The following is a 24,876-nucleotide window of genomic DNA, read 5'->3' on the forward strand; positions in this document are numbered from 1 at the left end:
CCCTCTAAAGTGTGATTTGCACCTGCCGGCCACTCTGGAACAGTCCTTTCGCCAGTCCGACAGATGTCGGCACGGCAAGGATGGCTGATTTTTTCGATTTCACAAGCCAAGCGCTTGCTTGGTGGGGCTGGCGCGCCGTTTTCGGCGCGCCAGAGACACTTAAAGTGTCGAGAGGAAGGTGCTGTTATTGGCCTGCCATTCGGTGATGTCGAGGCGGATGCGCTTCTTGTCGAGCTTGCCGACGCTGGTCTTGGGAATTTCCGTAACAACAGCGATCTGGCTTGGAATCGCCCACTTGCTCAAGTGCCCCAGTTCGACGAATGGCTTGAGGTGTTCCTTGAGCTCGCGCGCCCCGATTTCATGACCTTCGCGGATCACCAAGAGGGCAAACGGGCGCTCGCCCCACTGCGGATCGGCGATGCCCACCACTGCTACTTCGCGTACCGCCACATGACGGCTGATCAGGTCTTCGAGGTCGAGCGAAGAGATCCACTCGCCGCCGGTCTTGATCACGTCCTTGATGCGGTCGCGGATGTCGATCACGCCCATGCTGTCGAGCGTCGCCACGTCACCAGTGTGCAGCCAGCCGCCGGCCCACAGCTCGGCGCCCTTCTGCGGCTCGTTGAAATAGCCTTCGGTCAGCCACGGTGCGCGCAGCACCAGTTCGCCCTGAGTCTCGCCGTCCGCCGGGAGAAAGTTGCCCTCGGCATCGACAATGGCAGCTTCCACCAGCGGCCCCGGCACACCGGCCTTGATCCGATAAGTGGTGCGTTCGTCTTCGGTGCCAGCCATCAACTCATCGTTGAGGTGCGCACATGAGACCAGCGGCCCGGTTTCCGACATGCCGTACGCGGCGGTGAGCTGAATGCCGCGCGCCTTGGCGGTTTCATACAAGGTGCGATTGAGTGCGCTGCCGCCAATGACGATTTTCCAGCCGCCAAAATCGTTGCCCTGCGCACCTTTGGCGTTGAGCAGCATTTGCAGGATGGTCGGTACGCAGTGGGAGAACGTGACCTTCTCCTTGCGCCACAGCTCCACCAGAAACTCCGGGTCATAACGTCCCGGGTAAACCTGTTTGAGCCCAAGCATGGTCGCCACGTAAGGCAGGCCCCAGGCGTGCACGTGAAACATCGGCGTGATCGGCATGTACACATCGTTGGTGCCGAGCAGGCGCACGCTGTCGATCGAGCCCATGATCGTCGACACGCCCATGGTGTGCAGCACCAGTTGCCGATGGGTGAAGTACACGCCTTTCGGGTTGCCGGTGGTGCCGGTCGTATAGAACGTGGTGGCGACCGAGTTTTCGTCGAAATCCTGGAAATCGTACTGTGGACTGGCTGCGGCCAGCAGTTGTTCGTACTCGCCGACCAGATTTGGCAGCTCGGCGGTTTTTTCCGGCAGATCGGTCAGCAGCAAGGTTTTGTCGACCGTGGTCAGATGCGGCGCGATGGCCTGATACAGCCCGACGAACTCGCTGTTGACCAGCACAAAGCCGTCCTCGGCGTGGTTCATGGTGTAGAGGATCTGCTCTGGCGACAGGCGCACATTGATGGTGTGGATCACCGCGCCGATCATCGGAATGGCAAACATGCATTCCAGGTAACGGTGGCTGTCCCAGTCCATCACCGCCACGGTGTCACCGGCCTTGACTCCTGCAGCCGTCAGCACGTTGGCCAGCCTTGCGACGCGCTCGATCAGGGTCGGATAGCTGTAGCGCAACTGGTCACGGTAGATGATCTCGCGGGTTTTCTCGTAACGGGCGCCGGACATCAACAGCCGTTTAATCAGCAATGGATACTGGTAGGCCCCATCGGCCGGGGGAATGACGCGAGTCTGCAACATAAGAATCCCTTTTCTGACTGCACGGTGTTAGGCGAAGAGTTTTGTACTCTAGATCGCTTATACGCCAGTCAAATCAGCCGAAGGAATGATTTGCACAGCCGTACAAATGCTAGCTCTGCGCCAGCATTTGCCGCTTCCCTATCGCTCAATGCATCTCGGTAAACGCGATTTTCACGCCGAGAGCGATCAATACCGCGCCCATGGTGCGGTCGAACCAGTGACCCATGCGGGCGAAACCGGCGCGCACGCGCCGCTGGCTGAACAGCATCGCCACCAGACAGAACCAGACGGCTGTCGCGACCGCCAGATACACCCCGTAACCGGCCTGTACCGCCAAGGGTGTATGCGGGTTGATCACCACGGTAAATAGAGAAAGGAAGAACAGTGTTGCTTTCGGATTCAGGCCATTGGTCACGAAACCCGAAGTGAACGCCCCGCGCGCCGTGCGCACGCCGGCTTCCTTGTGCAGGTCATCGGTCACGGTTTTGGCCGGTTGCGCGCGCAGAGCCTTGAAGCCGATGTATAGCAGGTAAGCCGCAGCCGCCCATTTCAAGGCGTTGAACAGGACAATCGATTGCGACACGATCAGGCCGATGCCGAGTAGCGAATAACCCACATGCAGGAAAATCGCCGTGCCGACACCCAATGCCGTCCATGTGCCCGCGCGGCGACCATGGGTCACACTCTCGCGCACAACCACGGCAAAGTCCGGGCCGGGGCTGGCGACGGCCAGCAGGTGGATCAATGCAACGGTCAAGAACTCGGTCCAGTACATGGGGGCTCCTTTCGGCCAAGCGTAACGTTTTGTTTCATCTGGTAGGCTCGGCAGATTACGCCTTCCGTACAACGCACAAAAGGTACAGTTGATGACGAACCCGCGCCGCGCCGTATTCCTCGATCACCCTTCGCTGGATCTTGGCGATCTCGATCTCAGCCCGTTGCGCGCCTGCTTCAGCGACCTGCAACTGTTCGCCCAGACCTTGCCTGAACAAGTCGCTGAACGCCTGCAAGGCGCAACAGTAGCGATCAGCAACAAGATCCTGATCGATGCCGCCGCGATGGCTGCCAATCCCGATCTGAAACTGATCCTGATCACCGCCACCGGCACCAACAACGTCGATCTCGCGGCCGCCCGCGCCCATGGCATCACCGTATGCAACTGCCAGGGCTACGGCACCCCGTCGGTGGCGCAACACACGATCATGCTGCTGCTCAACCTCGCTACCCGCCTGTCCGATTACCAGAAAGCCGTCGGTGAAGGTCGCTGGCAGCAGGCGAAACAGTTCTGTCTGCTCGACTACCCGATTGTCGAACTCGAAGGCAAAACCCTTGGCCTGCTCGGTCACGGCGAACTCGGCGGCGCCGTCGCACGGTTGGCTGAAGCCTTCGGTATGCGCGTTTTGCTCGGGCAAATTCCGGGGCGCCCTGCTCGTCCGGATCGCCTGCCACTGGATGAACTGTTGCCGCAGATCGATGCCCTCACCCTGCACTGCCCGCTCAACGAGCACACCCGCCACTTCATCGGCGCCCGCGAACTGGCATCGATGAAACCCGGGGCGTTCGTGGTCAACACCGCTCGCGGCGGACTGATTGATGAACAAGCCTTGGCCGACGCCTTGCGCGCCGGTCATCTGGGCGGCGCTGCTACTGATGTGCTCAGCGTCGAGCCGCCGACCCGAGGCAATCCATTGCTGACCGCCGACATCCCGCGTCTCATCGTCACACCGCACAACGCCTGGGGCAGTCGCGAGGCCCGACAGCGCATCGTTGGCCAATTGACCGAAAACGCCCAGGCGTTCTTCAGCGGTAAGGCGCTGCGGGTCGTCAGTTGATAAACTGCGGCACTTTTTTTTGAGGAGCAGTTATGGATCCGCGCAGTGAAGTACTGCTTCGTCAGGCCGAGTTATTTCAGGGTTCATTGTTGTTGGCCGGGTTGCCTGCCGACGATTTGCTCGGGCGCCTGCCCAACGCCTTTGGCTGGTGCTGGCACGCCGGCGACCAAGCTGCGCTCGATGCTCGCTTCGAAGGCCGCAGCCATTTTGGTGTGGACATTCCTGAGCGCGAGTTCGACAGCGCTGTGGTTTTTTTGCCCAAGTCCAAGGACCTGACCGATTACATCCTCAACGCCGTGGCGGCGCGCCTGGCCGGTCGTGAAGTGTTTCTGGTCGGGGAAAAACGCAGCGGCATCGAAGGCGCGTCCAAACAGCTCAACCCGTTCGGCAAGCCCCGTAAACTCGACAGCGCACGTCACTGCCAACTATGGCAAGTGACGGTCGCCAATGCCCCTGAAGCCAAAACGCTGGAAAGTCTGGCGCAAACCTATGAATTGCCGCTGGCGGAAGGCCCGCTGAAAGTCATCAGCCTGCCGGGCGTGTTCAGCCACGGTCGACTGGATCGCGGCAGCGCCTTGCTGCTGGAGCATCTGGACAAACTGCCCAGCGGTCATTTGCTCGACTTCGGTTGTGGCGCAGGTGTATTGGGCGCTGCGGTCAAACGTCGCTATCCGCACAATCAGGTGACATTGCTCGACGTCGACGCGTTTGCCGCCGCCAGCAGCCGTCTGACCTTGGCGGCCAATGGTCTGGAAGCCGAGGTGCTGACCGGCGACGGGATCGATGCCGCGCCTATGGGTTTGAGCGCCATTCTGAGCAATCCCCCGTTCCATGTCGGCGTGCATACCGACTATTTCGCTACCGAGAATTTGCTGCGAAAAGCGGCCAAACATCTGAAAAACGGCGGCGAACTGCGCTTGGTCGCGAACAGTTTTCTGAAGTATCAACCACTGATCGAAGAGCATCTTGGGGTCTGTGCGATCAAGGCCGAAGGCAATGGTTTCCGGATTTACCGGGCCAAGCGCGGCTGAAAATTTGTTCTTGCTCTATCGGTTTTGCGAAGGCAGAATCCGCTCCGTCCTAGGGGAGTAGTCTCCCACGAGCACCAAGCTCGTCCGGCATACGTCAACATACTTGATCCTCAGATCATGGCGTATGCGACCCAAGCGTCCGCACCAGACGGATCGCAGGGTTTGACAAGACCTATGACACGCACACCTTACCCGGGGCGGGAAGGCTGTACGTGTCATAGCCGTGTCGACCCGCCCCTTAGGAAAATCCTGATGCTGGACTCGTTACTCGTTCCTACCGCAATCGTTGCCTTGGCCGAAATCGGCGACAAGACGCAATTGCTCGCGCTGATTCTCGCTGCTCGCTTCCGCAAACCCTGGCCGATCATTGCCGGTATTGTCGCCGCGACCCTGGCCAACCACGCAGCAGCCGGCGCGGTGGGTGCCTGGTTCGGCAGCTTCTTCTCCGATTCGGTATTGCACTGGATTCTCGCCGCAAGCTTCGCCGCCACGGCGCTGTGGACATTGGTTCCGGACAAGATGGACGACGATGAAGCGAGCACGGCACGCAAATTCGGGCCATTCCTGACCACGCTGATCGCGTTCTTCCTTGCGGAAATCGGTGACAAGACGCAGATCGCCACAGTCATGCTGGCTGCGCAATATCCTGAGTTGTGGCTGGTGATTATCGGCACCACCCTGGGCATGTTGATTGCGAACGTGCCGGTGGTATTGGCGGGTAACTTTGCCGCGGACAAACTACCGCTGACCCTGATCCGTCGCCTGGCGGCTTCGGCATTCCTGATTCTGGCGATTGTTGCGGTGTACAAGGCGATGCAGAGCAGTGGCTGGGTTTAATCCGGCCTCCTGATCTGGCACTGACCTGTGGCGAGGGGATTTATCCCCTCGCCACAATGAAATCCAATAAACCACAGAAACTGCGGCAGTCTCAGGACTTCGGTGCTTTCTCGTACAGCGGCATGACTTTCGGAATCGCCGCCTGCAACGAAGCAATACGGCTGGTCGACGCCGGGTGAGTGCTCATGAACTCCGGTGGCGAACCTTCCGAGGCCTTGCTCATCTTGTTCCACAGGGTGATCGCCGCGTTCGGGTTGTATCCGGCACGGGCGGCCAGTTCCAGCCCGATCAGGTCGGCTTCGTTTTCGTTGGCCCGGCTGTTAGGCAAGGTCATGCCGTAGTTGGCCACGGTGTCGGCCAGCGCCAGGCTGTCCTGACCCAAGCCAAACAAAGCACCCGCACCCTGCTTGGCCATCTCCATACCGTATGCCTTGGACATCGCTTCACGACCATGCTCGCGCAAGGCGTGGGCGATTTCATGGCCCATGACGGCGGCGATTTCATCGTCGGTGAGTTTCAGGCTGTCGATCAGCCCGGTGTAGAAAATGATCTTGCCGCCAGGGCCGCAGTTGGCGTTGAGCTCATCGCTCTTGATCAGATTGACTTCCCATTGCCACTGAGCGGCATCCGGACGGAAGTTCGGCGCCTGGGCGATCAGGCGATTGGCAATGGCCTGAACCCGCTTGGCCTCCGGGCTGGTCTTGTCCAGCACGCCTTTGCTCGATGCTTCGCCGACGGTCTTCTGATAGGACTGGGCATACATCTGGTCGACCTCTTGCGAGGACAGCATGCTGAACATGTACTGTTTGCGCTCCACGCCCACGGCGCCGCCGCTGGTGGTGTTGACCGACTGACAACCGGCCAGCAACAGCGCTGCGCTCAGTGCACTTATAACCAATGTCTTGTTCATTCAAAAGCTCCCTGAAAACCTGCGCGTATCCTAGGCGGGTAATTGTATCGGCGCCAGATACAACAGACGTGTTGCAGCGACTTTCAGATGTTTCCCATTATCAATGTCGTAAAAAATTCACAGCGACCGGCAAGCCCCGACAACTGCGTCGCGCACTGATCCATTTGCGACATCCCCGTCCAATCATGCCTTGCACCACTCATGGCCCAATGCCCGCTGCCGATACAACAGCGCAGACGTCCTCTTGCGTGCGGAGCTCCCATGAAGTTCAAGTCGATCCAGTTTTCCGTTGCCGCCCTGGCCGGCGCCATCGTCCTCAGCGTGGTCGCCGCGCTGGTGCTGTACGCGCTGTTCTCCGGCGCTCGCACTCAGGACATGGTGCAGCAGCGCACTCAGGCGCAGTTCGAGCAAGTCATCGAACAACGTCTGACTTCGCTGGCGCAGACCCAGGCCAGCCAGATCCAGCGCGAACTCGAAGCGCCGCTGCTGATTGCCGGTGGACTGGTGCGGGTCAATGCCCTGCTCGGCACGCCGGGCGCCGATGGTCAGCCGCGCCTGACCGTCAGCCGTGAGCAACTGATCAGCCTGATCAAAGAGAACGTCGAGAAGAACCCGAAGATTCTCGGCACCTACATCGCCTGGGAAAAAAACGCGCTGGACCACAATGACTCGGCCTACGTTGGCACCAGCGTAGTCGGTATCGATTCGGCCAACGGGCGATTCCTGCCATGGTGGTTCCGCAATGACGACGGCACCCTGGGCCTGGACAAACTGGTGGATGTCGACGACCAGAAAGTCCTGTCGACCGGCGTGCGTGCCAGCGAGTACTACCTGTGCTCGAAAGAAAACAAAAAATCCTGCGTGATCGATCCGGCGCCGTACAAGGTCGGCGACAAGATCGTCATGCTTGCCTCCTTTATTGAACCGATCATGCTCAACGGCGCGTTCCAGGGCATCGTTGGCGCCGACCTGTCGGTGAACTTCATTCAGGAAATGCTCCTCGCTGCGAACCAGAAGCTGTACAGCGGCGCCGGGCAAATGGCCCTGGTCGGCAGCAACGGACGGATCGTTGCCTACACCAAGGACCCGAGCAAATTCGGCGAAAAGGTCAGTGACATTCTCGACGCAGAGCAGATCGCCAACATGGCCAGTCTCAAGCGCGGCGAAGTCACCTACTCCGTCGACAAGGACAAGGGCCGCATCGAGCTATATCTGCCGTTCGGTATTGGCCAGACTGACGCGCGCTGGACGTTGATGCTGCAACTGCCACTGAACGCGGTGATGGCGGATCTGCAAAAACTCCAGGGCGACCTCGACACCCAGCGCAAATCCGACACCTTCGGCATGGCCATGGTCGGCCTGATCATTGCGGGCATCGGCCTGCTGGTGATCTGGCTGGTGGGCCACGGCATCGCCCGACCGCTGAAGCAAATGGTCGCCATGCTCGATGACATCGCCAAAGGTGAGGGCGACCTGACCCGTCGCTTGAGCAGTGATCGCAGCGATGAACTCGGCTCGATCGCCAAGGGTTTCAACACCTTCCTCGCCAAGTTGCAGGCGATGATCACGCAGGTGGTGACGTCGGTGCAGAGCGTCAGCGATTCCTCGGAACACACCGCCGACATCGCGATTCGCACCAACATCGGCATCCAGAAACAAATGGCCGAGATCGATCAGGTCGCCACCGCTGTGCAGGAAATGACGGCTACCGCGCAAGATGTCGCACGCAACGCGACCCAGGCTGCGCAAGCCGCCAGCCATGCCGATCAAGCAGCCAGCCAAGGCATGCAGATCGTCCGTGACACTTCGAACTCAATTGGCGTGCTGGCTGTAGAAATCGGCAAGGCTGTGGACGTGGTGCAAACACTGGCCAAGGACAGCGAGAACATCAACGCGATCCTTACCGCGATTCGCGGGATTGCCGAGCAAACCAACCTGTTGGCGCTTAACGCGGCCATCGAGGCGGCGCGCGCCGGGGAACAGGGTCGTGGCTTCGCCGTGGTCGCGGACGAAGTGCGCAATCTGGCGCAGAAGACCCAGAAAGCCACCGAAGAAATCCAGTCCATGATTCAGCAACTGCAACAAGGCACCCGCGACGTGGTGCGGGTCATGGAAGACAGCCAGAATCGCACCGACGAAAGTGTGCAACACGCGGCAAAAGCGGCGGAGGCGCTGGAGACGATCACTCAGGCAGTGTCGGTGATCAATGACATGAACACGCAGATTGCCAGTGCGGCGGAAGAGCAGAGTGCGGTGGCCGACGACATCAATCGCAACGTGATCAATATCGGGCAAGTGGCCAATGAAGTGGCGGGCGGCGCGGATGAGTCGAGTTCGGCGAGCGCGGATCTGACCAAATTGGCGGAGCAGCAGCGGCGGCTGATCAATCAGTTCAAGGTTTAAGGGCAAGATCAAAAGATCGCAGCCTTCGGCAGCTCCTACATGGATATGTGCGTTTCCCTGTAGGAGCTGCCGAAGGCTGCGATCTTTTCGCTTTTCAAATTAGCCCGGGGTCAGACACTCCGGCCCGTTGAGCTTGGGATCATTGACCAGGTTCGCCAACACCCGCTCGCGCAACGCAGCAGGCTCACTGGCGAGCAACGCCTGCAAGGTATGCAACGGCGTCTCGGGATCCAGCCACGCCGCCTGCCCGGCCTCATCCAGAATCAACGGCCGCCGCTGACTGGCCGCAGGCTGAGTGATCACCGCCGTGCTCAGCCACACCTGCTCCTGCACCGGATACGCTTCCCAGATCGCCGCAAAAAACAGCGAAGCGCCCTCACCCGGTGTCAGCCAGTAAGGCCGCTTGCGCTGGGTCCCGCGCCATTCATAAAAACCGTTGGCCGGCAGCAGGCAACGACGCAGGCGCAAGGCTTCACGAAACATCGGCTGCTCGGCCACCGTTTCCGCCCGGGCGTGGGCCGGGGTACGTGACAGATCGGTCAGCCACGGCGGCGTCAGCCCCCAACGCGCTCGGGCCAGCGTGCGCTGGCCGTCTTCACCGGCACGCAGCATCAACACCGAATCATTGGGGGAAATGTTCCACTGCGCCAGTTGATCGGCAGGAAAACCTGGCAGGGCCGCGAAGTCGCGGTTCCAGCGAAACAGGGCATAACGTCCACACATGGGGCAACACGGCTCACAAATAAAACGAACGCCAGCCTAACAGACCAGCGTACCGGGGAAGCTCTCCGGTTCATCGCCCGGTAGCGGCAGCGCGGCATTGTACGCGGTGATCAGCTCAAGGGCGTATTCGGCCTTATCATTGTCGACCGACAGCCCCAACAGGCCAAAGATCGGCAACTCGCCGGTGCCGCCGAGCAGATCCCGCCCCATCAGGTGCGCCTCGATGCCTTCGCTGGCGAGCATGCCCTTGAGCATCTCGCCTTCCATCAGGTTTTCCGGCTCGTAGATTCGCTGCATGGGCGCCCCTCACTCGTTTTCGCTGAAGACTTCCAGGTGCCACTCATCTTCGTGAACCTGCAATACGAACGTGATCGGTCGACAACACACCTGACAGTCCTCGATATAGGTCTGATCACCGCCAGACCGATCCACAGTCGTTTCAACTTCTTCACCACAATACGGACATTCGTACAGTGCGCTCTCCAGCATCGCGGTCTCCCAAGTGACTTGTGCGTATAATCGCCGGTCTATTTGCAGGGCTATTTTTGTCTGGCTACCTTTTCAGACCGTGCCCCGTTGGTTTTCGATCAAAACCTTTACTTACCCTAGCCGTTTCCAACAAGAGAGCATGATGGGCGAATTCGATGCCATCCGACCTTACGACGACAGCGAAGTACCTGCGGTACTGGCAAGACTGCTCGGCGACAAGGCGTTTCTAGATATCCTCACCCACTTCCGCTTCCCGCGTTTTGCCGGTGCCTTCGGCTGGATGCTCAAACCACTTATAGCCCATCGGCTGCGTCGTGAGTTCGCCGACGTGACGTCGGTGGCGACCTTGCAGGACAAAGTCGAGTTCTACGTCGACCACACCATCGAGCGCGCCACCGACGGCGTGACCTATACCGGTGTCGAGCAATTCAAGTCCGGCAGCGCGTATCTGTTCATCGCCAACCACCGCGACATCGTGATGGACCCGGCCTTCGTCAACTACGCCGTGTATCACGCCGGCCTGCCGACGCCGCGTATCGCTATTGGTGACAACCTGCTGCAAAAGCCGTTTGTCAGCGATCTGATGCGCCTGAACAAAAGCTTCATCGTTCACCGTTCGATCACCGGACGCCGCGAGAAAATGGCTGCGTACCAATTGCTGTCGGCCTACATCAACCACTCGATCCGCAACGACTGCGCCTCGATCTGGATCGCTCAGGCCGAAGGTCGGGCCAAGGACGGCGACGACCGTACCGAGTCGGCGATCCTCAAGATGTTCCACATGAGCCGCAAGGACGAGCCGTTCGGGGAAGTGATTCAGTCGCTGAACGTCACCCCGGTGTCGATCAGCTACGAATACGACCCGTGCGACCAAGCCAAGGCCCGCGAGCTGTACATCCGCGCCACCACCGGCACCTACACCAAGGCGCCGGGTGAAGATGACGTGAGCATCGCCAAGGGCATCACCGGCTACAAGGGCCGGGTGCACGTGAACTTTGCCGCGCCGATCACCGAGCTGTTCGAAGACACCAAGCAATTGGCGATCGAGATGGACAAGCAGATTCTGGGCGGTTATCGCCTGTTCCCGGTGCATTACCTGGCGTATGCGAAGTGGGCGGATGCAGATCCGCAACTGAGCGTGCCGAAGGCTGCCGAGGTATTCCCGGCGGATGAACTGGCCAAGGCGCAGGAAGAATGGCAGCAACGCCTGGACGCCTGCCCTGAAGAGCATCGTCCGTATCTGGTGCTGCAATATGCGACGCCGGTGCGTAATCAGTATCGGGTCAAGGCTGGGTTGGCGCTGTAAGCGCTTTCGGCAAGATACAAAAACGGCGCCCTCGGGGCGCCGTTTTTTTTCCGAAAATCATCAGAAGCGGGTACTGATCCAAGAAATGAGCAGTGCCAGGCCCAGGCAGGCAAAGCCGAAGCGGTAGAAAAACCGATTCATGCGCAACGTTGCCCAATCGAGAATCGGCTCGGCGTTCGGTTGCGCCTGGCGCTGGGCGGCGATACTGGCCATTGCGCGCTGTTCACGGCGGCGGGTTGCGTGCAGCAGCCAACTGCCCGGGAAGGCCAGCAGCAGGGCCAACAGATTGATCAATTTGGCGGGATGGGCGGTAAACAGCGTCATCAAGTGCAGCGACATCACAGACCTCAAACTTAATCGGTGTGGCAGGCGCCAGACCGACGACCGCGGCGGGATTCTACCGAAACCGGCCCCCGACGCCTCCCTTTTACGACAAATAACCCATCAATCGACCGATGGCTGTCCTGTGTCACGGCTTCGTCATTTACATCGGCCACCATGCGCACCTCGAAACGCACATGGAATGCGACATGCTTCACGCTGAAAACCAGGATCGTCTCTACCTCATCACCCCCACCGACGAACAACAAAGCCTCGTCGGCAGCCTTGCCTTCAATGTTCAGGATCGCCATTGGCTGGTGTATTGCGCCCTCGGCGGGCATCAGCATGCGGATTTGCCCGAAACCGACTTGCTGACCGGCGTCAGCGTGCTCGATTTCTACTCACAAGCCGCCTGACCCAGCGCCACCCTGTGTAGGAACTGCCGAAGGCTGTGATCTTTTGATCTTGCTTTTAAAAGACAAAGTCAAAAGATACTCCGAACGCGGCCCGAACCTTCGGCAGCTCCTACAGGGGATCGGCGTCAAGCTGGGGAATTGGTGGATATGAAAAAGCCCGGAGCCATTGCTGGCACCGGGCTTTTTTGCATCTGCCCAAAGGCTTATTCAGCGAGAACCTGACCCACCGTCGGATCCTTGAACAGACGCGTCAGCGCATCGCTCAGTACATCACTCACCAGTTTGGTGTTGGTTTCCTGATTCGGCGCCATACCGAAACGCTGATCCAGCGATGCGCCGTAACGGCCGCTGTAGCGGCGGTTGGCATTCTGCACGTCGGAGCGGAAGGTTGCGCCGATGGTCGCTTCGGTCACGTACATGCCTTCTTTAGGCGACTGATATTTCAGTTCCGCCAGGGTCACGGTCAACTGGGGAGCATTCGGCGCGTTGTTGGTCGGGGTGAACCCGAGCAGACGCACGGCGGCTTCAGCCTGAGCCTGCAACTTCGGCAGGATCTGCTCGCGCTGTACGGTGATGGCGCTGGTCTCAGGGTACAGGCCACCGCGAGTGCCCAGGGTTGGCGACGGACGACCGTCAACCACACGCACTACCACAGGCTGGCCACGGCCGACCGCAGGCAATTGCGTGGTCAGCTTCGGTTCCGGACTCAGTTGTTGCGGGCTGTGGGCGCAGCCGGCCAGAGTCAAACCGGCCACAGTGATCAAACCGAACAACAGGCGTTGCAACATGCTCTTCTCTCCAGAATCAGGCACAAACAGGCCGGCAGTATAGCGGTGGGCCACTGCGGGTCACCAGCATCGCGAGGTGAATACTGAAATGTCTGACAAACCCTGTCGAAAGCGGTTCCTGTCACACATTCTTCACCGCCCATACACCTTGACGTCACGGGTCGCTGCCAACCTTCAAACCAGTCCTCCAACAAGGTACTCGGCCATGCGTTATCTGATCTCGTTGTTCGCCCCACGCCCACTGCACCGCAGCTTCGCCCTGCTCGATCGTAACGGCCATTGTCAGGCGTTCAAGCAGTGCAGCCTGCAACCGATGGGCGATGGCTGGGTGGAAATCGAAGAAATCCGCCTGCAGTGGTTGAACCAGCCGCTGCCCGCCAGCGCCCGGGTCGTACCGCGACAAATGCGCGCACGGGCTCAAGTGCAGTTGACCATCTGACCGGACGGCTAATAAAAGTCATTAAACACAACCAACTCCGCGCATTTCTTCGATACAATCTCCCCCCGATTATAAGGACGTCTCCTGATCGGGCCCCGCAACAGCGTCAATGCGCTTGCATCGACATCAAAAATCGCCCACAGAGAGCCGCCCACACAGATCGAGTGAAGTTGGCGCGCTTGCCTGTTCTTCCGGCAAAAACCCGCTTTTCGCGAATCTGCAGAGCTGTCATGTCGCTCGGTCACTGAGCTGTTTTGCCTTCACGGGCACGGTGCCAGGCTTGGACAGCCCTTTTTTGAGGTTCACGTCTTCAAAAGAGCGTGAAAAAAACGGGTTTTCACAACTTCACAAGAGTGTGGCGAGCAAATGAATAGTTTTGCGTCTGAACATGCACCATTAGCGTCTGAAACAGCCCAACGACACAGGACCGGATATACCTCGAATATCGGAGCCTGAAGCCTGTCCGCTACGGATTTGGTTGCACAAAACGGATGTCTCGACCATAAGTCGAATTGCCAGCCTTGCGCAGAAATGAGTTCATTGAACCCTTGAAGCCAGGCCGCCTGCATCCGTCGAAGTTGCGAAAAATTGCGAAGATTCGGACATGGCGAACCTGACCACCGTTACCTGGGGCACCACTGACCTGCCCCGGAACGCCTGGCAGCCATGCCGACAATTTGGTGCTGCAGATTTTGGAGACGCGTTAAATGGCGCATAACGAAGCAGTCGACGTAGTACTGGTTGGGGCCGGCATCATGAGTGCCACCCTTGCCGTGCTGCTCAAAGAGCTCGATCCGGCGATCAAGCTGGAAGTTGTCGAGCTGATGGATTCCGGTGCTGCGGAGAGTTCCAACCCTTGGAACAACGCCGGTACCGGCCACGCTGGCCTGTGCGAGCTGAACTACACGCCACAGGCTGCCGATGGCAGCGTCGACATCAAGAAAGCCGTGCACATCAACACCCAGTTCGAAGTGTCCAAGCAGTTCTGGTCGTACCTGACCAAGAAAGGCACCTTCGGCTCGTGCAAGTCCTTCATCAGCCCGGTGCCGCACCTGAGTTTCGTGCAGGGCGACAAAGGCGTGTCGTTCCTCAAGGAACGATTCGACGTGTTGAGCAAGCACCACGCTTTCTCCGACATGGAATACACCGAAGATAAAGGCAAGATGGCCGAGTGGATGCCGCTGATGATGCCGGGCCGCTCGCCGGACGAAGTCCTCGCCGCAACCCGCGTGATGAACGGCACCGACGTCAACTTCGGCGCCCTGACCAATCAGTTGCTCAAGCACCTGACCAGCGCACCCGACGCCCAGGTCAAATACTGCAAGCGCGTGACCGGCCTCAAGCGTAACGGCAACGGCTGGACCGTCAGCATCAAGGACGTCAACAGCGGCAGCAGCCGTGAAGTCGACGCCAAATTCGTCTTCCTCGGTGCCGGTGGCGCGGCACTGCCGTTGCTGCAAGCCTCTGGAATCGAAGAAAGCAAAGGCTTCGGCGGCTTCCCGATCAGCGGCCAGTGGCTGCGTTGCGACAACCCGGAAGTGGTCAAACACCACCAGGCCAAGGTTTACAGCCAGGCTGCAGTGGGTTCGCCGCCGATGTCGGTGCCGCACCTGGACACCCGCGTGGTCGATGGCAAGAAATCCCTGCTGTTCGGGCCATACGCCGGTTTCACCACCAAGTTCCTCAAGCACGGCTCCTTCATGGATCTGCCGATGTCGGTTCGCGCCGGCAACATCGGCCCGATGCTGGCGGTGGCGAAAAACAACATGGACCTGACCAAATACCTGGTTAGCGAAGTGATGCAGTCGATGGAGCAGCGTCTGGAATCCCTGCGCCGTTTCTACCCTGAAGCGAAAGCCGAAGACTGGCGCCTGGAAGTGGCCGGCCAACGGGTGCAGATCATCAAGAAAGACCCGAAAAAGGGCGGCATCCTGCAATTCGGTACCGAACTGGTGGCTGCGAAGGACGGTTCCCTCGCTGCTCTGCTCGGCGCATCCCCAGGTGCCTCGGTAACCGTTTCGATCATGCTGGAACTGATCGAGAAGTGCTTCCCGGGCAAGGCCAAGGGTGAGTGGGCTGGCAAACTGGCCGAAATCTTCCCGGCCCGTGAAAAAGTACTGGAAACCGATGCTGCGCTGTATCGCAAGATCAACACGCAGAACAACATCGCACTGGAACTGGTTGAAGAAAGCAGCGAGACCCCAAGCTACGCTTGATCTTGCCGCATAAAAAAACGCCCCGATCGGGGCGTTTTTTATGTCTGTCAGAAGCAAAAGATCGCAGCCTGCGGCAGCTCCTACATGGGAGTAATTTACACCCTGTAGGAGCTGCCGAAGGCTGCGATCTTTTGATCTTGTCGTTTGACCTTAGCCGCGGGCTTTTGCTATCAGCTCGATGTATTCCGGGGCGTTGCGCTGATCCGCGATCAGGTCAACGAAGGTTTTGCCCTGCTCATCCTTGCCGTCCACGTCATAACCGGCGGCAACGAAGAACGTCAAGAACCGCTCGAAGTCATCGATGCGCAGGCCACGATAGGCCTTGATCAGTTTGTGCAGCGACGGCGAGGTGGCGTCGACCGGTTCAAAATCGAGGAACAGCTTGATCTGCTCATCGCCGATCTCGTCACCAATCACTTGTTTCTTATCTTTACGCATTGCCGACTCCAGCTCGCAGACATTTCACGGGCGGGCAGTTTACCCCTGCCCCGCCGCCGGGCTCAACGCGCGCGCACGCTGCCGGTGTGCAAATCGCCCCAGATATGGCCGTTGGCGTAACTGAGGAACTGCACATAGACGGTGTCGTTACGCAGCAGATCGATCACCACGCGGTATTGGGCCAGCGGGTAAAACAGCGTCAGGGTTTTACTTTTGTCGTCATAAACCGGTTTTTTCAGGCTTTTGCTTTCGCCATCAAAACTGACCAGCACCTGATTGATCGTCGCGCCTTTGTTCAGGGGCTTGCCCTTGAGACGGATCATCAGCGACGAGGTGACCGGAATCGGCTGCTGATTGGATTGGCGTTGCGCACCGACGACCACCGAATAGTCGGTGACTTGCAGCAGTTGCTGATGTTCCGGCTCGGCATCGCGCAGGGTCAGATCGTCCGGCGGCAGGAATTGACTGTGCATCGGCGCGGCGGACAGAGGCAGGCTGAGGATCAGCAAGAGGGCGGCAAAGCTGCGGATCAAGAGGCTCATGGCTGGCTCCGGGGACGGGCCGAGCACTCTAGCATGGGATTAAAAGCAAAAGATCGCAGCGTTCCGCAGCTCCTACAGGTTTACATCAATCCCATGTAGGAGCTGCCGAAGGCTGCGATCTTTTGATCTTGCTTACATGCCTTTAACGGCGAAGATCCCGTTGGCGTTACGCCAGTAGCCTTTGTAGTCCATGCCGTAACCGAAGATGTAACGGTCAATGCATGGCAGGCCGACGAAATCGGCTTTCAGGTCAGGACGCGCCTTGCGGTCGTGATCCTTGTCGATCAGCACGGCGGTGTGCACTTTGCGCGCACCGGCGTGTTTGCAGAAGTCGATGATCGCGCCCAGGGTGTGACCTTCGTCGAGGATGTCGTCGATGATCAGCACGTCGCGGTCGATGAACGACACTTCCGGTTTGGCTTTCCAGAACAGATCGCCGCCGCTGGTTTCATTGCGATAACGGGTCGCGTGCAGGTAAGACGCTTCCAGCGGGAATTGCAGATGGGTCAGCAGTTTACCGGAGAAGATCAGGCCGCCATTCATGACGCAGAACACCACCGGGTTGCTGTCAGCCAGTTGCTCGTTGATTTGTGCACCGACGCGGGCGATGGCCGCCTCGACTTCAGACTCGGTGTACAGGCAGTCAGCCTCTCGCATGATTTGACGGATATGCTCGAGATCAGCGGACATGGCGCTCTCCAGGGGGTGGCGGATTCAGGAAAAGCGGGCAAAGGTACGCATCAAGCGAGGCCAGATCAAGCCTTTATGGACTAACGTACTCAATGTCCTATAGGACATCACCCTCGGATAGATTAATCTAGGCCGGTTTTTTTGCCCGCCGCCGGAGCCTTTCCCATGCCCATCCTCGAGATCCGCCATCCGCTGATCCGTCATAAACTCGGCCTGATGCGCCGCGCTGACATCAGCACCAAGAATTTCCGCGAGCTCGCTCAGGAAGTCGGCGCACTGTTGACCTATGAAGCTACAAAAGATTTGCCGCTCGAATCCTACGATATCGCAGGTTGGTGCGGCACCGTGTCGGTCGAGAAAATCGCCGGCAAGAAGATCACCGTCGTGCCGATCCTGCGCGCCGGCATCGGCATGCTCGAAGGCGTGCTGAGCCTGATCCCGGGTGCCAAGGTCAGCGCTGTGGGCGTTGCCCGCAACGAAGAAACCCTGCAAGCGCACACCTATCTGGAAAAACTGGTTCCGGAAATCAATGAACGCCTGGCCATGATCATCGACCCGATGCTCGCTACCGGCAGCTCCATGGTTGCAACCATCGACCTGCTGAAGAAGGCTGGCTGCAGAGATATCCGCGCGATGGTGCTGGTTGCCGCGCCGGAAGGCATTGCCGCCGTAGAAAAGGCTCACCCGGACGTGACCATCTACACCGCTTCCATCGATGAACGTTTGAACGAACACGGCTACATCATCCCAGGGCTGGGCGATGCCGGTGACAAGATCTTCGGCACCAAGCAGAAGGACGCGTGACCATGCAGCAAGAGTTCAACGATCCGCTCTGGCGCACGGTGCTGTCCGGCGCCCAGATGCTGTTCGTGGCTTTCGGCGCCCTGGTGCTGATGCCGCTGATCACGGGCCTTGACCCGAACGTGGCACTGTTTACCGCAGGTCTTGGGACGATTCTGTTCCAGATCGTCACCGGCCGTCAGGTCCCGGTGTTCCTCGCGTCGAGCTTCGCTTTCATCACCCCGATCATTCTCGCCAAGGGCCAGTTTGGCCTCGCCGCGACCATGGGTGGCGTGATGGCGGCCGGTTTCGTCTACACCTTCCTGGGCCTTGCGGTGAAGATCAAAGGCACAGGCTTTATCGACCGCCTGCTGCCGCCGGTGGTGATTGGTCCGGTGATCATTTCCATCGGCCTGGCCATGGCGCCGATTGCCGCGAACATGGCAATGGGCAAGGCGGGTGACGGTTCCGAACTGATCCACTACCAGACCGCGATGATGATCTCGATGCCGGCGCTGCTGACCACGTTGATCGTGGCGGTGTTCGGCAAAGGCATCTTCCGTCTGGTGCCGATCATTTCCGGCGTACTGGTCGGTTTCGCCATGGCCTTCTATTTCGGCGTGGTCGATACCGCGAAGATTGCCGCCGCTCCATGGTTTGCGATTCCGCACTTCACCGCACCGGAATTCAACTGGCAGGCGATTCTGTTCATCGTTCCGGTGGCGCTGGCACCGGCCATTGAACACATCGGCGGTGTGATTGCGGTGGGTAGCGTGACCGGTCGCGACTATCTGAAGAAGCCGGGCCTGCATCGCACCCTGCTCGGTGACGGCATTGCCACCACCGCTGCCGGCCTGTTCGGCGGCCCGCCAAACACCACTTACGCCGAAGTGACTGGCGCCGTGATGTTGACCAAGAACTACAACCCGAAAATCATGACCTGGGCGGCGATATTCGCCATCAGCCTGGCGTTCATCGGCAAGTTCGGCGCCCTGCTGCAAAGCATTCCGGTGCCGGTGATGGGCGGGATTCTGTGCCTGTTGTTCGGCTCGATCGCGGCGGTGGGGATGAACACCCTGATCCGCCACAAGATTGATCTGGGCGAAGCACGCAATCTGGTGATCGTTTCGGTGACGCTGGTATTCGGGATTGGTGGTGTGCTGGTCGGCACCGGCACTGGCCCGGATGACTTCGGTCTCAAAGGCATCGCGCTGTGCGCGGTGGTGGCGATTGCGCTGAACCTGATTCTGCCGGGCAATGATGGCTGGAAGAACAAGAAGGCGGATGAGCCGCTGATCTAAACGTTTAGATCTTTGGTGCCTGACACATTGCTATCGCGAGCAGGCTCACTCCTACAGGTATTGCGTTGGACCTTGTAGGAGCGGGCTTGCCCGCGATGCTTTTAGAGGGCCAAAGGCGCTCTTTCGCAGAGGGTAGCCAACGCCTTCGCCCATTGCGGATCGTCATTGAGGCAAGGCACCAGCACCAACTCCTCTCCCCCCGCCTCGCGGAACTGCTCCTGGCCGCGATCGCCAATCTCTTCCAGTGTCTCGATGCAGTCGGCAACAAACGCCGGGCACATCACCAGAATCTTCTTCACGCCGCTTTTCGCCAGCTCATCCAGCCGCGCTTCGGTGTAGGGCTCGATCCACTTCGCCCGGCCCAATCGCGACTGAAAAGAGACAGACCATTTCCCCTCCGGTAAACCCATACGCTCAGCGAACAGGGCAGCCGTGCGCAAACATTGCGCGCGATAACAGGTTGCCAATACCGCAGGCGACGCATTCTTGCAGCAGTCTTCATTTTTGAAACAGTGATTGCCGGTCGGGTCGAGCTTGGTCAGGTGCCGTTCCGGCAGGCCATGGAAGCTCAGCAGCAAGTGATCGTAATCCTGCTGCAAATGCGGCTTGGCACTGGCAACCAAAGCGTCGAGGTATTCCGGCTGATCGTAGAACGGTTGCAGGATCGACAACTGCACATCGAGATTCTTCGCGCGAATGACACGTCTGGCCTCTTCAATCACCGTGGTGGTGGTGCTGTCGGCGAACTGTGGATAAAGCGGTGCCAGCGTGATGCGCCTGTGTCCCGCAGCTACCAGCCTTGTCAGGCACGTTTCAATTGAAGGCTCGCCGTAGCGCATCGCCAGATCGACCGGGCCTTGCTTCCACTGCGCTTTCATCTGCGCTTGCAGACGACGGCTGAGTACCACCAGCGGCGAACCTTCGTCCCACCAGATAGAGGCATAGGCGTGGGCCGACTGCTCGGGCCGCTTGATCAGAATCAGCGAAACCAGCAAACGCCGCACCGGCCACGGCAGGTCGATCACGTACGGGTCCATCAGAAATTGATTGAGGTAACTGCGCACATCGGCCACCGAGGTGGAGGCCGGAGAGCCCAGGTTGACCAGAAGCAAGGCGTGATCGGTCATGCAACGTCCTATTTCAGAGGCGGCTGGAGAGATCATCCAGAGCCGCGCGTAAATCCGTGAACTGGAAAGTGAAACCCGCTTCCAGCAAGCGTGCCGGCGTGGCCCGTTGGCCGCCCAGCAACAACAAAGACATCTCGCCGAGCCCCACCTTCAGCGCAAGGGCGGGCATCGGCATAAACGCAGGGCGGTGCAACACGCTGCCCAGCGTCTTGGCAAATTCACGATTGCGCACAGGTTTCGGCGCGCACGCATTATAAGGACCGCTCGCCTGATCGCGGTGCAGAAGAAAATCAATCAGGGCGATTTGATCGTCGATATGAACCCACGGCATCCACTGCCGACCATTGCCCAAAGGCCCGCCCAGCCCGAGCTTGAACGGCAGCAGCAAGCGCGACAAAAAGCCGCCCTCGGCCGACAGCACCAGACCGGTTCGCACCAGTACCACGCGGATGCCCAGCGACTCTGCGCGCAGGGCGGTTTCCTCCCAGGCGATGCACAACTGGCTGGCGAAATCGTCGATCACTGGCGGCGAGTCTTCAGTCAGTTCGCGCTCGCCACCGTCGCCGTACCAGCCGATGGCCGATCCCGAGATCAACAACGACGGCTGCTGCGCTCGGGTTTCGAGCCACGCCAAAAGGGTTTCAGTGAGCTTGATCCGGCTGCTCCACAGCAACGCCTTGCGTCGATGCGTCCACAGCCGGTCGGCAATCGGCGCGCCCGCAAGATTGACGATGGCGTCTACGGGTTCATCGCCGAGGTCTTCCAGATGCGCAATACCACGCACCTGTGCACCACAGATTTTCGCGACTTTTTCGGGACGTCGACTCCACACCGTCAGGCGATGGCCCTGCTCCGCCCAATGCTGGCAGAGCTGTCGTCCTATCAACCCAGTACCGCCGGTCAGCAATATGTGCATGACATCTTCCTCGCGTGGCGTTTTACCCTGATCCCTAGTCTATTTTTAAAAGCAGGGATCTTTTCGAACGGGCAGGCTCTATTGTTTAACCATAGGCCAAGCTGTCAGAACGAGAACGCTAGAAGTTATACCAAAAAACAAAATTGTACAGGTTTCATCAACGGCGTAGTCTGTACAGAAAGGTAAACGAGGCCCCTATGACTGTACCTATCGCAATCATCGGCACCGGCATCGCCGGACTCTCGGCAGCCCAGGCTCTGACAGAGACCGGGCACACCGTTCAATTGTTCGATAAAAGTCGCGGCAGCGGTGGACGCATGTCGAGCAAACGCAGCGACGCCGGTTCGCTGGACATGGGCGCGCAATATTTCACCGCGCGCGACCGCCGCTTCGTCACCGAGGTTCAGCGCTGGCAAAGTCAGGGCTGGGTCGCCGAGTGGACGCCGCAGCTCTACACCTTCCAGGGTGGACAACTGAATCTGTCGCCGGACGAGCAGACCCGCTGGGTCGGCGCGCCGCGCATGAGCGCGATCACGCGCGGCTTGCTCGACGGCATGGAAGTCCACTTCGCCTGCCGGATCACCGAGGTCTTTCGCGGCGAAGAACACTGGCATCTGCAAGACGCCGAAGGCTTCACCCACGGCCCTTTCAGCCATGTGGTGATTGCCACGCCAGCGCCTCAGGCCACCGCCTTGCTGGCCGCCGCGCCGAAACTTGCCGGTGCCGCTGCCGGGGTGAAAATGGAACCGACCTGGGCGGTTGCCCTCGCCTTCGACACGCCGCTGGATACGCCCATCGAAGGCTGCTTCGTGCAAGACAGCGCCCTCGACTGGCTGGCGCGCAACCGCAGCAAACCCGGACGCGACAACACCCTCGACACTTGGGTGCTGCATGCCACCAGCGCTTGGAGCAGGCAGCACATCGATCTGCCAAAGGAGGCCGTGATCGAGCAACTGCACGGTGCCTTTGCTGAGCTGCTGCACAGCGCCATGCCCGCCCCGACCTTCAGCCTCGCTCACCGCTGGCTCTATGCCCGCCCGGCAACAGGCCACGAATGGGGCACCCTGGCCGATGCCGATCTGGGTTTGTACGCCTGTGGCGACTGGTGCCTGTCCGGGCGCGTCGAAGGCGCCTGGCTAAGCGGCCAGGAAGCCGCGCGCCGTCTGCACGAACACCTGCAATGAATCGCATCAATCCGCAAAAACTGCTGCTGTCGAAATGGACAGCAGCCCACCCGCAAAACCGTGAAAAGCATTTTCTGGTTACCGAGCTGATCCGCGATGAGGAAGGCACGGTGCTGGAGGTTGAGTTGCAAGCAGTACTGACCAAACGCGCCGAGCGGTTCGATTGGCAACGCCTCAAGAACAGCGAACACTGGGTATTGGGTTGGCAATAGAGATCCTGTAGCCGTGAGCCTGCTCGTAATGGCAGTGTGTCAGTCATCACAAATGTTGAATGTCGGACCGCGATCGCGAGCAGGCGCCCCCCACAGGGACCGCAATTAATCCAAAAACTTATACAAATGATTTGACTTGTACACCCATGAATCTATGCTGAGAGAAATGTTGTACAGAGATAGCTCTCTGTACAGGTATAGATTCGAGGTGCCCATGTCCGAAGCGTCCCAGCTCAAACCCAAGATAGCCATCAGCGCCTGCCTGCTGGGCGCCGAGGTGCGCTACAACGGTGGACACAAAGAATCGCGACTGTGCAGCCGCACACTGGCTGAACACTTCGAATTCGTTCCGGTATGCCCGGAAGTCGCCATCGGCCTGGGTATTCCCCGCGAACCGATTCGCCTGATAGGCAATCCTGAAAGCCCGGAGGCCGTCGGCACCGTCAACCCGGCGATCAACGTCACCACGCCACTGGCTGAGTACGGCGAGAAAATGGCCGCTGAACTCGGTGACCTCTGCGGCTATATCTTCATGCAGCAATCGCCGTCTTGCGGGCTGGAACGGGTCAAGGTCTATCACGCCAACGGCGCTCCGGTGAACGGCGGCGGTCGCGGCATCTACGCGCAGGCCTTCTGCGCGCAGCACCCGGACTTGCCGGTGGAAGAAGCCGGACGCTTGAACGACCCGGTGCTGCGGGAAAACTTCATCACCCGCGTGCTCGCCTACCGCGAATGGCAGCAGGTGCTTGCCCAAGGCTTGAGTCGCCGCGTTCTCACAGAATTCCACTCGCGCTACAAATACCTGCTGATGGCCCATAACCCGGTGCAATACAAAACGCTGGGCAACATGCTCGGCAACATGGGCCACAGCGACCCGGCGGAACTGGGGCCTCGCTATTTCAGCGAGCTGATGGCTGCGTTGAAAAAGTGCGCGACCCGGCGCACCCACAGCAACGTCCTGCAGCACATCAGCGGTTACCTGAAGCAGGTCATCACTGCCGAAGACAAACAGGAAATGCAGCACGTGATCGGCCAGTACCGCCACGGCATCGTACCGCTGGTGGTACCGCTGACACTGCTCAAACATCACTTTCGCCAACATCCGGATCCCTATATTGCGCAGCAGGTTTACCTGCAACCGCATCCGGAAAATCTCAGCTTGCGAAACGCTATCTAATGAACGAAAAACCCGATTCAAGCGCCCAGGAAGACCTCGGCGCCGACTTCAAGAAAGCCCTCGACGAAGGCTGGCTGCCGATCCGCGAAGTGGCGCGCCAGACCGGCGTCAATGCGATCACGCTGCGTGCGTGGGAGCGTCGTTATGGACTGGTCATCCCGCAACGCACACCGAAGGGGCATCGGCTGTATTCGGCCGAGCACGTACAACGCATTCTGACCATCCTCACCTGGCTCAACCGCGGCGTTGCGGTCAGCCTGGTCAAGCCGCTGCTCGACACGCCGCAGGCATTCAGCGAACCGGTGGAAAACGACTGGCAACGGTTGCGCCAGACCCTGCTGGCAGCCGTTACGCAACTCGATGAGCGCACCGTCGACGACAGCGTCAATCAAGCGATGGCGCTCTACCCGCCGCGCACATTGTGCGAGCAATTGTTGATGCCGCTGCTGGAAGAACTGGAACAGCGCTGGCAGGGCCAGTTCGGCGCGCAGATGGAACGCGTGTTCTTTTATTCGTGGCTACGCAGCAAATTTGGCGCACGCATCTACCATAACAATCATCAACTGCACGCTGCGCCCCTGCTGCTGATCAACCACTCCGACCTGCCACTGGAACCTCATCTGTGGCTATGTGCGTGGCTGATCAGCAGCGCCGATTGCCCTGTGCAAGTGTTTGACTGGCCGTTACCGGCCGGGGAGCTGGCACTGACGGTTGAACATCTACAAGCCCGTGGCGTACTGCTGTATTCCAGCAAAGCCATGCAGCTTGCGCAGTTGCCGAAACTGTTGGCCGGCGTGAGTTGCACGAAAATCATTGTCGGACCAACGGTATGCATCCACCACGCCGAGTTGTCCGTAAAAACCTCAGAAACGGCTGACTTGTACCTGGCTGAAGATGCGCTTTCGGCGCACCAGATCCTCGTTCAGCAAGGGCTGATTTAATGAGCGCGGCGAATA

27 protein-coding genes, 1 pseudogene and 1 riboswitch are annotated in these 24,876 nt (G+C 59.3%); of the genes and pseudogenes, 15 read left to right on the forward strand and 13 right to left on the reverse strand.

From position 1 onward, the window contains the following. Positions 1 to 159: 159 nt before the first annotated feature. Positions 160 to 1,842: a fatty acid--CoA ligase gene (locus PSH79_RS22830; protein WP_305439738.1), complete on the reverse strand. Its 1,683-nt coding sequence runs from the start codon at positions 1,840 to 1,842 to the stop codon at positions 160 to 162. Positions 1,843 to 1,987: 145 nt separating this feature from the next. After that, complete coding sequence (locus tag PSH79_RS22835; RefSeq protein WP_305439739.1) at positions 1,988 to 2,617, reverse strand: LysE family translocator; 630 nt, start codon at positions 2,615 to 2,617, stop codon at positions 1,988 to 1,990. A gap of 91 nt (positions 2,618 to 2,708) precedes the next feature. Between PSH79_RS22835 and PSH79_RS22840 the strand changes: the two genes are divergently transcribed. The 3 genes from PSH79_RS22840 to PSH79_RS22850 all read left to right on the forward strand — a co-directional run bounded on the left by PSH79_RS22840 (position 2,709) and on the right by PSH79_RS22850 (position 5,542). After that, complete coding sequence (locus PSH79_RS22840) at positions 2,709 to 3,674, forward strand: 2-hydroxyacid dehydrogenase (RefSeq protein ID WP_305439740.1); 966 nt, start codon at positions 2,709 to 2,711, stop codon at positions 3,672 to 3,674. Between the two features lie 32 nt (positions 3,675 to 3,706). Continuing rightward, positions 3,707 to 4,705, forward strand: a complete 999-nt coding sequence (locus PSH79_RS22845; protein ID WP_305439741.1) for a class I SAM-dependent methyltransferase — start codon at positions 3,707 to 3,709, stop codon at positions 4,703 to 4,705. A 40-nt stretch (positions 4,706 to 4,745) separates the two neighbouring features. Further along, positions 4,746 to 4,868, forward strand: a riboswitch (yybP-ykoY riboswitch). An 89-nt stretch (positions 4,869 to 4,957) separates the two neighbouring features. Beyond that, positions 4,958 to 5,542 (forward strand): TMEM165/GDT1 family protein, encoded by a 585-nt coding sequence (locus PSH79_RS22850; RefSeq protein ID WP_187678025.1) that lies wholly within the window; start codon positions 4,958 to 4,960, stop codon positions 5,540 to 5,542. A 91-nt stretch (positions 5,543 to 5,633) separates the two neighbouring features. Here PSH79_RS22850 and PSH79_RS22855 read toward each other — a convergent pair whose 3' ends face one another. Beyond that, positions 5,634 to 6,452, reverse strand: a complete 819-nt coding sequence (locus tag PSH79_RS22855; RefSeq protein WP_305439742.1) for a M48 family metallopeptidase — start codon at positions 6,450 to 6,452, stop codon at positions 5,634 to 5,636. A 1,440-nt stretch (positions 6,453 to 7,892) separates the two neighbouring features. Between PSH79_RS22855 and PSH79_RS28275 the strand changes: the two are divergent. After that, positions 7,893 to 7,952: pseudogene (locus PSH79_RS28275) on the forward strand (hypothetical protein); the annotation flags it as partial. Positions 7,953 to 8,150: 198 nt separating this feature from the next. Continuing rightward, positions 8,151 to 8,855: a methyl-accepting chemotaxis protein gene (locus tag PSH79_RS28280; RefSeq protein ID WP_370872679.1), complete on the forward strand. Its 705-nt coding sequence runs from the start codon at positions 8,151 to 8,153 to the stop codon at positions 8,853 to 8,855. A gap of 99 nt (positions 8,856 to 8,954) precedes the next feature. Here the strand turns inward: PSH79_RS28280 and PSH79_RS22865 are convergent, their stop codons facing one another. From PSH79_RS22865 to PSH79_RS22875, 3 genes are read right to left on the reverse strand one after another with little or no spacing between them, the layout of a single operon-like run. Beyond that, complete coding sequence (locus tag PSH79_RS22865; RefSeq protein ID WP_100847237.1) at positions 8,955 to 9,578, reverse strand: SOS response-associated peptidase; 624 nt, start codon at positions 9,576 to 9,578, stop codon at positions 8,955 to 8,957. A 36-nt stretch (positions 9,579 to 9,614) separates the two neighbouring features. Beyond that, positions 9,615 to 9,875: a putative signal transducing protein gene (locus PSH79_RS22870; protein ID WP_187678029.1), complete on the reverse strand. Its 261-nt coding sequence runs from the start codon at positions 9,873 to 9,875 to the stop codon at positions 9,615 to 9,617. A gap of 9 nt (positions 9,876 to 9,884) precedes the next feature. Further along, entirely contained in the window at positions 9,885 to 10,067 is a 183-nt protein-coding gene (locus PSH79_RS22875; RefSeq protein WP_305439746.1) for a CPXCG motif-containing cysteine-rich protein, read from the reverse strand. A gap of 142 nt (positions 10,068 to 10,209) precedes the next feature. On the opposite strand from PSH79_RS22875, the gene PSH79_RS22880 reads away from it, so the two are divergent. Next, a complete protein-coding gene (locus tag PSH79_RS22880; protein ID WP_305439747.1) occupies positions 10,210 to 11,373 on the forward strand; it encodes a 1-acyl-sn-glycerol-3-phosphate acyltransferase in 1,164 nt (387 codons plus the stop codon). A 60-nt stretch (positions 11,374 to 11,433) separates the two neighbouring features. Here the strand turns inward: PSH79_RS22880 and PSH79_RS22885 are convergent, their stop codons facing one another. Beyond that, positions 11,434 to 11,712 (reverse strand): hypothetical protein, encoded by a 279-nt coding sequence (locus tag PSH79_RS22885; protein ID WP_100847236.1) that lies wholly within the window; start codon positions 11,710 to 11,712, stop codon positions 11,434 to 11,436. 191 nt (positions 11,713 to 11,903) lie between these two features. Here PSH79_RS22885 and PSH79_RS22890 point away from each other — a divergent pair, with 191 nt between their 5' ends. After that, positions 11,904 to 12,110 carry a hypothetical protein gene (locus PSH79_RS22890; RefSeq protein ID WP_027612213.1) on the forward strand — a complete coding sequence of 69 codons (207 nt, stop codon included), beginning with the start codon at positions 11,904 to 11,906 and terminating at the stop codon, positions 12,108 to 12,110. A 203-nt stretch (positions 12,111 to 12,313) separates the two neighbouring features. Here PSH79_RS22890 and PSH79_RS22895 read toward each other — a convergent pair whose 3' ends face one another. Further along, complete coding sequence (locus PSH79_RS22895) at positions 12,314 to 12,898, reverse strand: YajG family lipoprotein (RefSeq protein ID WP_007912832.1); 585 nt, start codon at positions 12,896 to 12,898, stop codon at positions 12,314 to 12,316. Positions 12,899 to 13,103: 205 nt separating this feature from the next. On the opposite strand from PSH79_RS22895, the gene PSH79_RS22900 reads away from it, so the two are divergent. Further along, on the forward strand, positions 13,104 to 13,337 hold the full coding sequence (locus PSH79_RS22900; RefSeq protein WP_187678031.1) for a hypothetical protein: 234 nt from the start codon (positions 13,104 to 13,106) through the stop codon (positions 13,335 to 13,337). Between the two features lie 707 nt (positions 13,338 to 14,044). After that, positions 14,045 to 15,553 (forward strand): malate dehydrogenase (quinone), encoded by a 1,509-nt coding sequence (gene mqo / locus PSH79_RS22905; protein WP_305439750.1) that lies wholly within the window; start codon positions 14,045 to 14,047, stop codon positions 15,551 to 15,553. A 150-nt stretch (positions 15,554 to 15,703) separates the two neighbouring features. On the opposite strand, the gene PSH79_RS22910 is transcribed toward mqo, so the two are convergent. The 3 genes from PSH79_RS22910 to PSH79_RS22920 all read right to left on the reverse strand — a co-directional run bounded on the left by PSH79_RS22910 (position 15,704) and on the right by PSH79_RS22920 (position 17,223). Further along, on the reverse strand, positions 15,704 to 15,991 hold the full coding sequence (locus PSH79_RS22910) for a PA4642 family protein (protein WP_305439752.1): 288 nt from the start codon (positions 15,989 to 15,991) through the stop codon (positions 15,704 to 15,706). A gap of 62 nt (positions 15,992 to 16,053) precedes the next feature. After that, complete coding sequence (locus PSH79_RS22915; protein WP_305439753.1) at positions 16,054 to 16,533, reverse strand: hypothetical protein; 480 nt, start codon at positions 16,531 to 16,533, stop codon at positions 16,054 to 16,056. Between the two features lie 132 nt (positions 16,534 to 16,665). Beyond that, complete coding sequence (locus PSH79_RS22920; RefSeq protein ID WP_016987197.1) at positions 16,666 to 17,223, reverse strand: hypoxanthine-guanine phosphoribosyltransferase; 558 nt, start codon at positions 17,221 to 17,223, stop codon at positions 16,666 to 16,668. A gap of 165 nt (positions 17,224 to 17,388) precedes the next feature. On the opposite strand from PSH79_RS22920, the gene upp reads away from it, so the two are divergent. Together upp and PSH79_RS22930 are read left to right on the forward strand one after the other, a co-directional pair. Beyond that, positions 17,389 to 18,027, forward strand: coding sequence for a uracil phosphoribosyltransferase (gene upp, locus PSH79_RS22925; RefSeq protein WP_305439755.1), 639 nt, complete (start codon positions 17,389 to 17,391; stop codon positions 18,025 to 18,027). A 2-nt stretch (positions 18,028 to 18,029) separates the two neighbouring features. After that, the gene (locus PSH79_RS22930; protein WP_007912843.1) at positions 18,030 to 19,304 is read left to right on the forward strand and encodes a uracil-xanthine permease family protein; all 1,275 of its coding nucleotides are present in this window, start codon (positions 18,030 to 18,032) and stop codon (positions 19,302 to 19,304) included. Positions 19,305 to 19,405: 101 nt separating this feature from the next. Here the strand turns inward: PSH79_RS22930 and hemH are convergent, their stop codons facing one another. Continuing rightward, complete coding sequence (hemH, locus tag PSH79_RS22935; RefSeq protein WP_305439756.1) at positions 19,406 to 20,431, reverse strand: ferrochelatase; 1,026 nt, start codon at positions 20,429 to 20,431, stop codon at positions 19,406 to 19,408. A 13-nt stretch (positions 20,432 to 20,444) separates the two neighbouring features. Continuing rightward, positions 20,445 to 21,347: a TIGR01777 family oxidoreductase gene (locus PSH79_RS22940; RefSeq protein ID WP_305439757.1), complete on the reverse strand. Its 903-nt coding sequence runs from the start codon at positions 21,345 to 21,347 to the stop codon at positions 20,445 to 20,447. 197 nt (positions 21,348 to 21,544) lie between these two features. On the opposite strand from PSH79_RS22940, the gene PSH79_RS22945 reads away from it, so the two are divergent. The 4 genes from PSH79_RS22945 to PSH79_RS22960 all read left to right on the forward strand — a co-directional run bounded on the left by PSH79_RS22945 (position 21,545) and on the right by PSH79_RS22960 (position 24,861). Next, positions 21,545 to 22,531 (forward strand): NAD(P)/FAD-dependent oxidoreductase, encoded by a 987-nt coding sequence (locus PSH79_RS22945; protein WP_305439758.1) that lies wholly within the window; start codon positions 21,545 to 21,547, stop codon positions 22,529 to 22,531. Then, entirely contained in the window at positions 22,528 to 22,743 is a 216-nt protein-coding gene (locus PSH79_RS22950; RefSeq protein WP_305439759.1) for a TIGR02450 family Trp-rich protein, read from the forward strand. The genes PSH79_RS22945 and PSH79_RS22950 overlap by 4 nt, the downstream gene beginning before the upstream one ends. A 214-nt stretch (positions 22,744 to 22,957) precedes the next feature. After that, complete coding sequence (locus PSH79_RS22955) at positions 22,958 to 23,920, forward strand: DUF523 and DUF1722 domain-containing protein (RefSeq protein ID WP_305439760.1); 963 nt, start codon at positions 22,958 to 22,960, stop codon at positions 23,918 to 23,920. Continuing rightward, the gene (locus PSH79_RS22960) at positions 23,920 to 24,861 is read left to right on the forward strand and encodes a MerR family transcriptional regulator (RefSeq protein WP_305439761.1); all 942 of its coding nucleotides are present in this window, start codon (positions 23,920 to 23,922) and stop codon (positions 24,859 to 24,861) included. The genes PSH79_RS22955 and PSH79_RS22960 overlap by 1 nt, the downstream gene beginning before the upstream one ends. The last annotated feature ends 15 nt before the right edge of the window (positions 24,862 to 24,876 follow it).

The sequence above is a fragment of the Pseudomonas sp. FP2196 genome, assembly GCF_030687715.1.
In the GTDB taxonomy this organism is placed as follows: Bacteria; Pseudomonadota; Gammaproteobacteria; order Pseudomonadales; family Pseudomonadaceae; genus Aquipseudomonas.

Excerpts from the sequence above, each read along its gene's own strand:
- PSH79_RS22830 (WP_305439738.1), bottom strand. The coding sequence starts at position 1,842 with ATGTTGCAGACTCGCGTCATTCCCCCGGCCGATGGGGCCTACCAGTAT.
- PSH79_RS22835 (WP_305439739.1), bottom strand. The coding sequence starts at position 2,617 with ATGTACTGGACCGAGTTCTTGACCGTTGCATTGATCCACCTGCTGGCC.
- PSH79_RS22840 (WP_305439740.1), top strand. The coding sequence starts at position 2,709 with ATGACGAACCCGCGCCGCGCCGTATTCCTCGATCACCCTTCGCTGGAT.
- PSH79_RS22845 (WP_305439741.1), top strand. The coding sequence starts at position 3,707 with ATGGATCCGCGCAGTGAAGTACTGCTTCGTCAGGCCGAGTTATTTCAG.
- PSH79_RS22850 (WP_187678025.1), top strand. The coding sequence starts at position 4,958 with ATGCTGGACTCGTTACTCGTTCCTACCGCAATCGTTGCCTTGGCCGAA.
- PSH79_RS22855 (WP_305439742.1), bottom strand. The coding sequence starts at position 6,452 with ATGAACAAGACATTGGTTATAAGTGCACTGAGCGCAGCGCTGTTGCTG.
- PSH79_RS28280 (WP_370872679.1), top strand. The coding sequence starts at position 8,151 with ATGACGGCTACCGCGCAAGATGTCGCACGCAACGCGACCCAGGCTGCG.
- PSH79_RS22865 (WP_100847237.1), bottom strand. The coding sequence starts at position 9,578 with ATGTGTGGACGTTATGCCCTGTTTCGCTGGAACCGCGACTTCGCGGCC.
- PSH79_RS22870 (WP_187678029.1), bottom strand. The coding sequence starts at position 9,875 with ATGCAGCGAATCTACGAGCCGGAAAACCTGATGGAAGGCGAGATGCTC.
- PSH79_RS22875 (WP_305439746.1), bottom strand. The coding sequence starts at position 10,067 with ATGCTGGAGAGCGCACTGTACGAATGTCCGTATTGTGGTGAAGAAGTT.
- PSH79_RS22880 (WP_305439747.1), top strand. The coding sequence starts at position 10,210 with ATGGGCGAATTCGATGCCATCCGACCTTACGACGACAGCGAAGTACCT.
- PSH79_RS22885 (WP_100847236.1), bottom strand. The coding sequence starts at position 11,712 with ATGTCGCTGCACTTGATGACGCTGTTTACCGCCCATCCCGCCAAATTG.
- PSH79_RS22890 (WP_027612213.1), top strand. The coding sequence starts at position 11,904 with ATGCTTCACGCTGAAAACCAGGATCGTCTCTACCTCATCACCCCCACC.
- PSH79_RS22895 (WP_007912832.1), bottom strand. The coding sequence starts at position 12,898 with ATGTTGCAACGCCTGTTGTTCGGTTTGATCACTGTGGCCGGTTTGACT.
- PSH79_RS22900 (WP_187678031.1), top strand. The coding sequence starts at position 13,104 with ATGCGTTATCTGATCTCGTTGTTCGCCCCACGCCCACTGCACCGCAGC.
- mqo (WP_305439750.1), top strand. The coding sequence starts at position 14,045 with ATGGCGCATAACGAAGCAGTCGACGTAGTACTGGTTGGGGCCGGCATC.
- PSH79_RS22910 (WP_305439752.1), bottom strand. The coding sequence starts at position 15,991 with ATGCGTAAAGATAAGAAACAAGTGATTGGTGACGAGATCGGCGATGAG.
- PSH79_RS22915 (WP_305439753.1), bottom strand. The coding sequence starts at position 16,533 with ATGAGCCTCTTGATCCGCAGCTTTGCCGCCCTCTTGCTGATCCTCAGC.
- PSH79_RS22920 (WP_016987197.1), bottom strand. The coding sequence starts at position 17,223 with ATGTCCGCTGATCTCGAGCATATCCGTCAAATCATGCGAGAGGCTGAC.
- upp (WP_305439755.1), top strand. The coding sequence starts at position 17,389 with ATGCCCATCCTCGAGATCCGCCATCCGCTGATCCGTCATAAACTCGGC.
- PSH79_RS22930 (WP_007912843.1), top strand. The coding sequence starts at position 18,030 with ATGCAGCAAGAGTTCAACGATCCGCTCTGGCGCACGGTGCTGTCCGGC.
- hemH (WP_305439756.1), bottom strand. The coding sequence starts at position 20,431 with ATGACCGATCACGCCTTGCTTCTGGTCAACCTGGGCTCTCCGGCCTCC.
- PSH79_RS22940 (WP_305439757.1), bottom strand. The coding sequence starts at position 21,347 with ATGCACATATTGCTGACCGGCGGTACTGGGTTGATAGGACGACAGCTC.
- PSH79_RS22945 (WP_305439758.1), top strand. The coding sequence starts at position 21,545 with ATGACTGTACCTATCGCAATCATCGGCACCGGCATCGCCGGACTCTCG.
- PSH79_RS22950 (WP_305439759.1), top strand. The coding sequence starts at position 22,528 with ATGAATCGCATCAATCCGCAAAAACTGCTGCTGTCGAAATGGACAGCA.
- PSH79_RS22955 (WP_305439760.1), top strand. The coding sequence starts at position 22,958 with ATGTCCGAAGCGTCCCAGCTCAAACCCAAGATAGCCATCAGCGCCTGC.
- PSH79_RS22960 (WP_305439761.1), top strand. The coding sequence starts at position 23,920 with ATGAACGAAAAACCCGATTCAAGCGCCCAGGAAGACCTCGGCGCCGAC.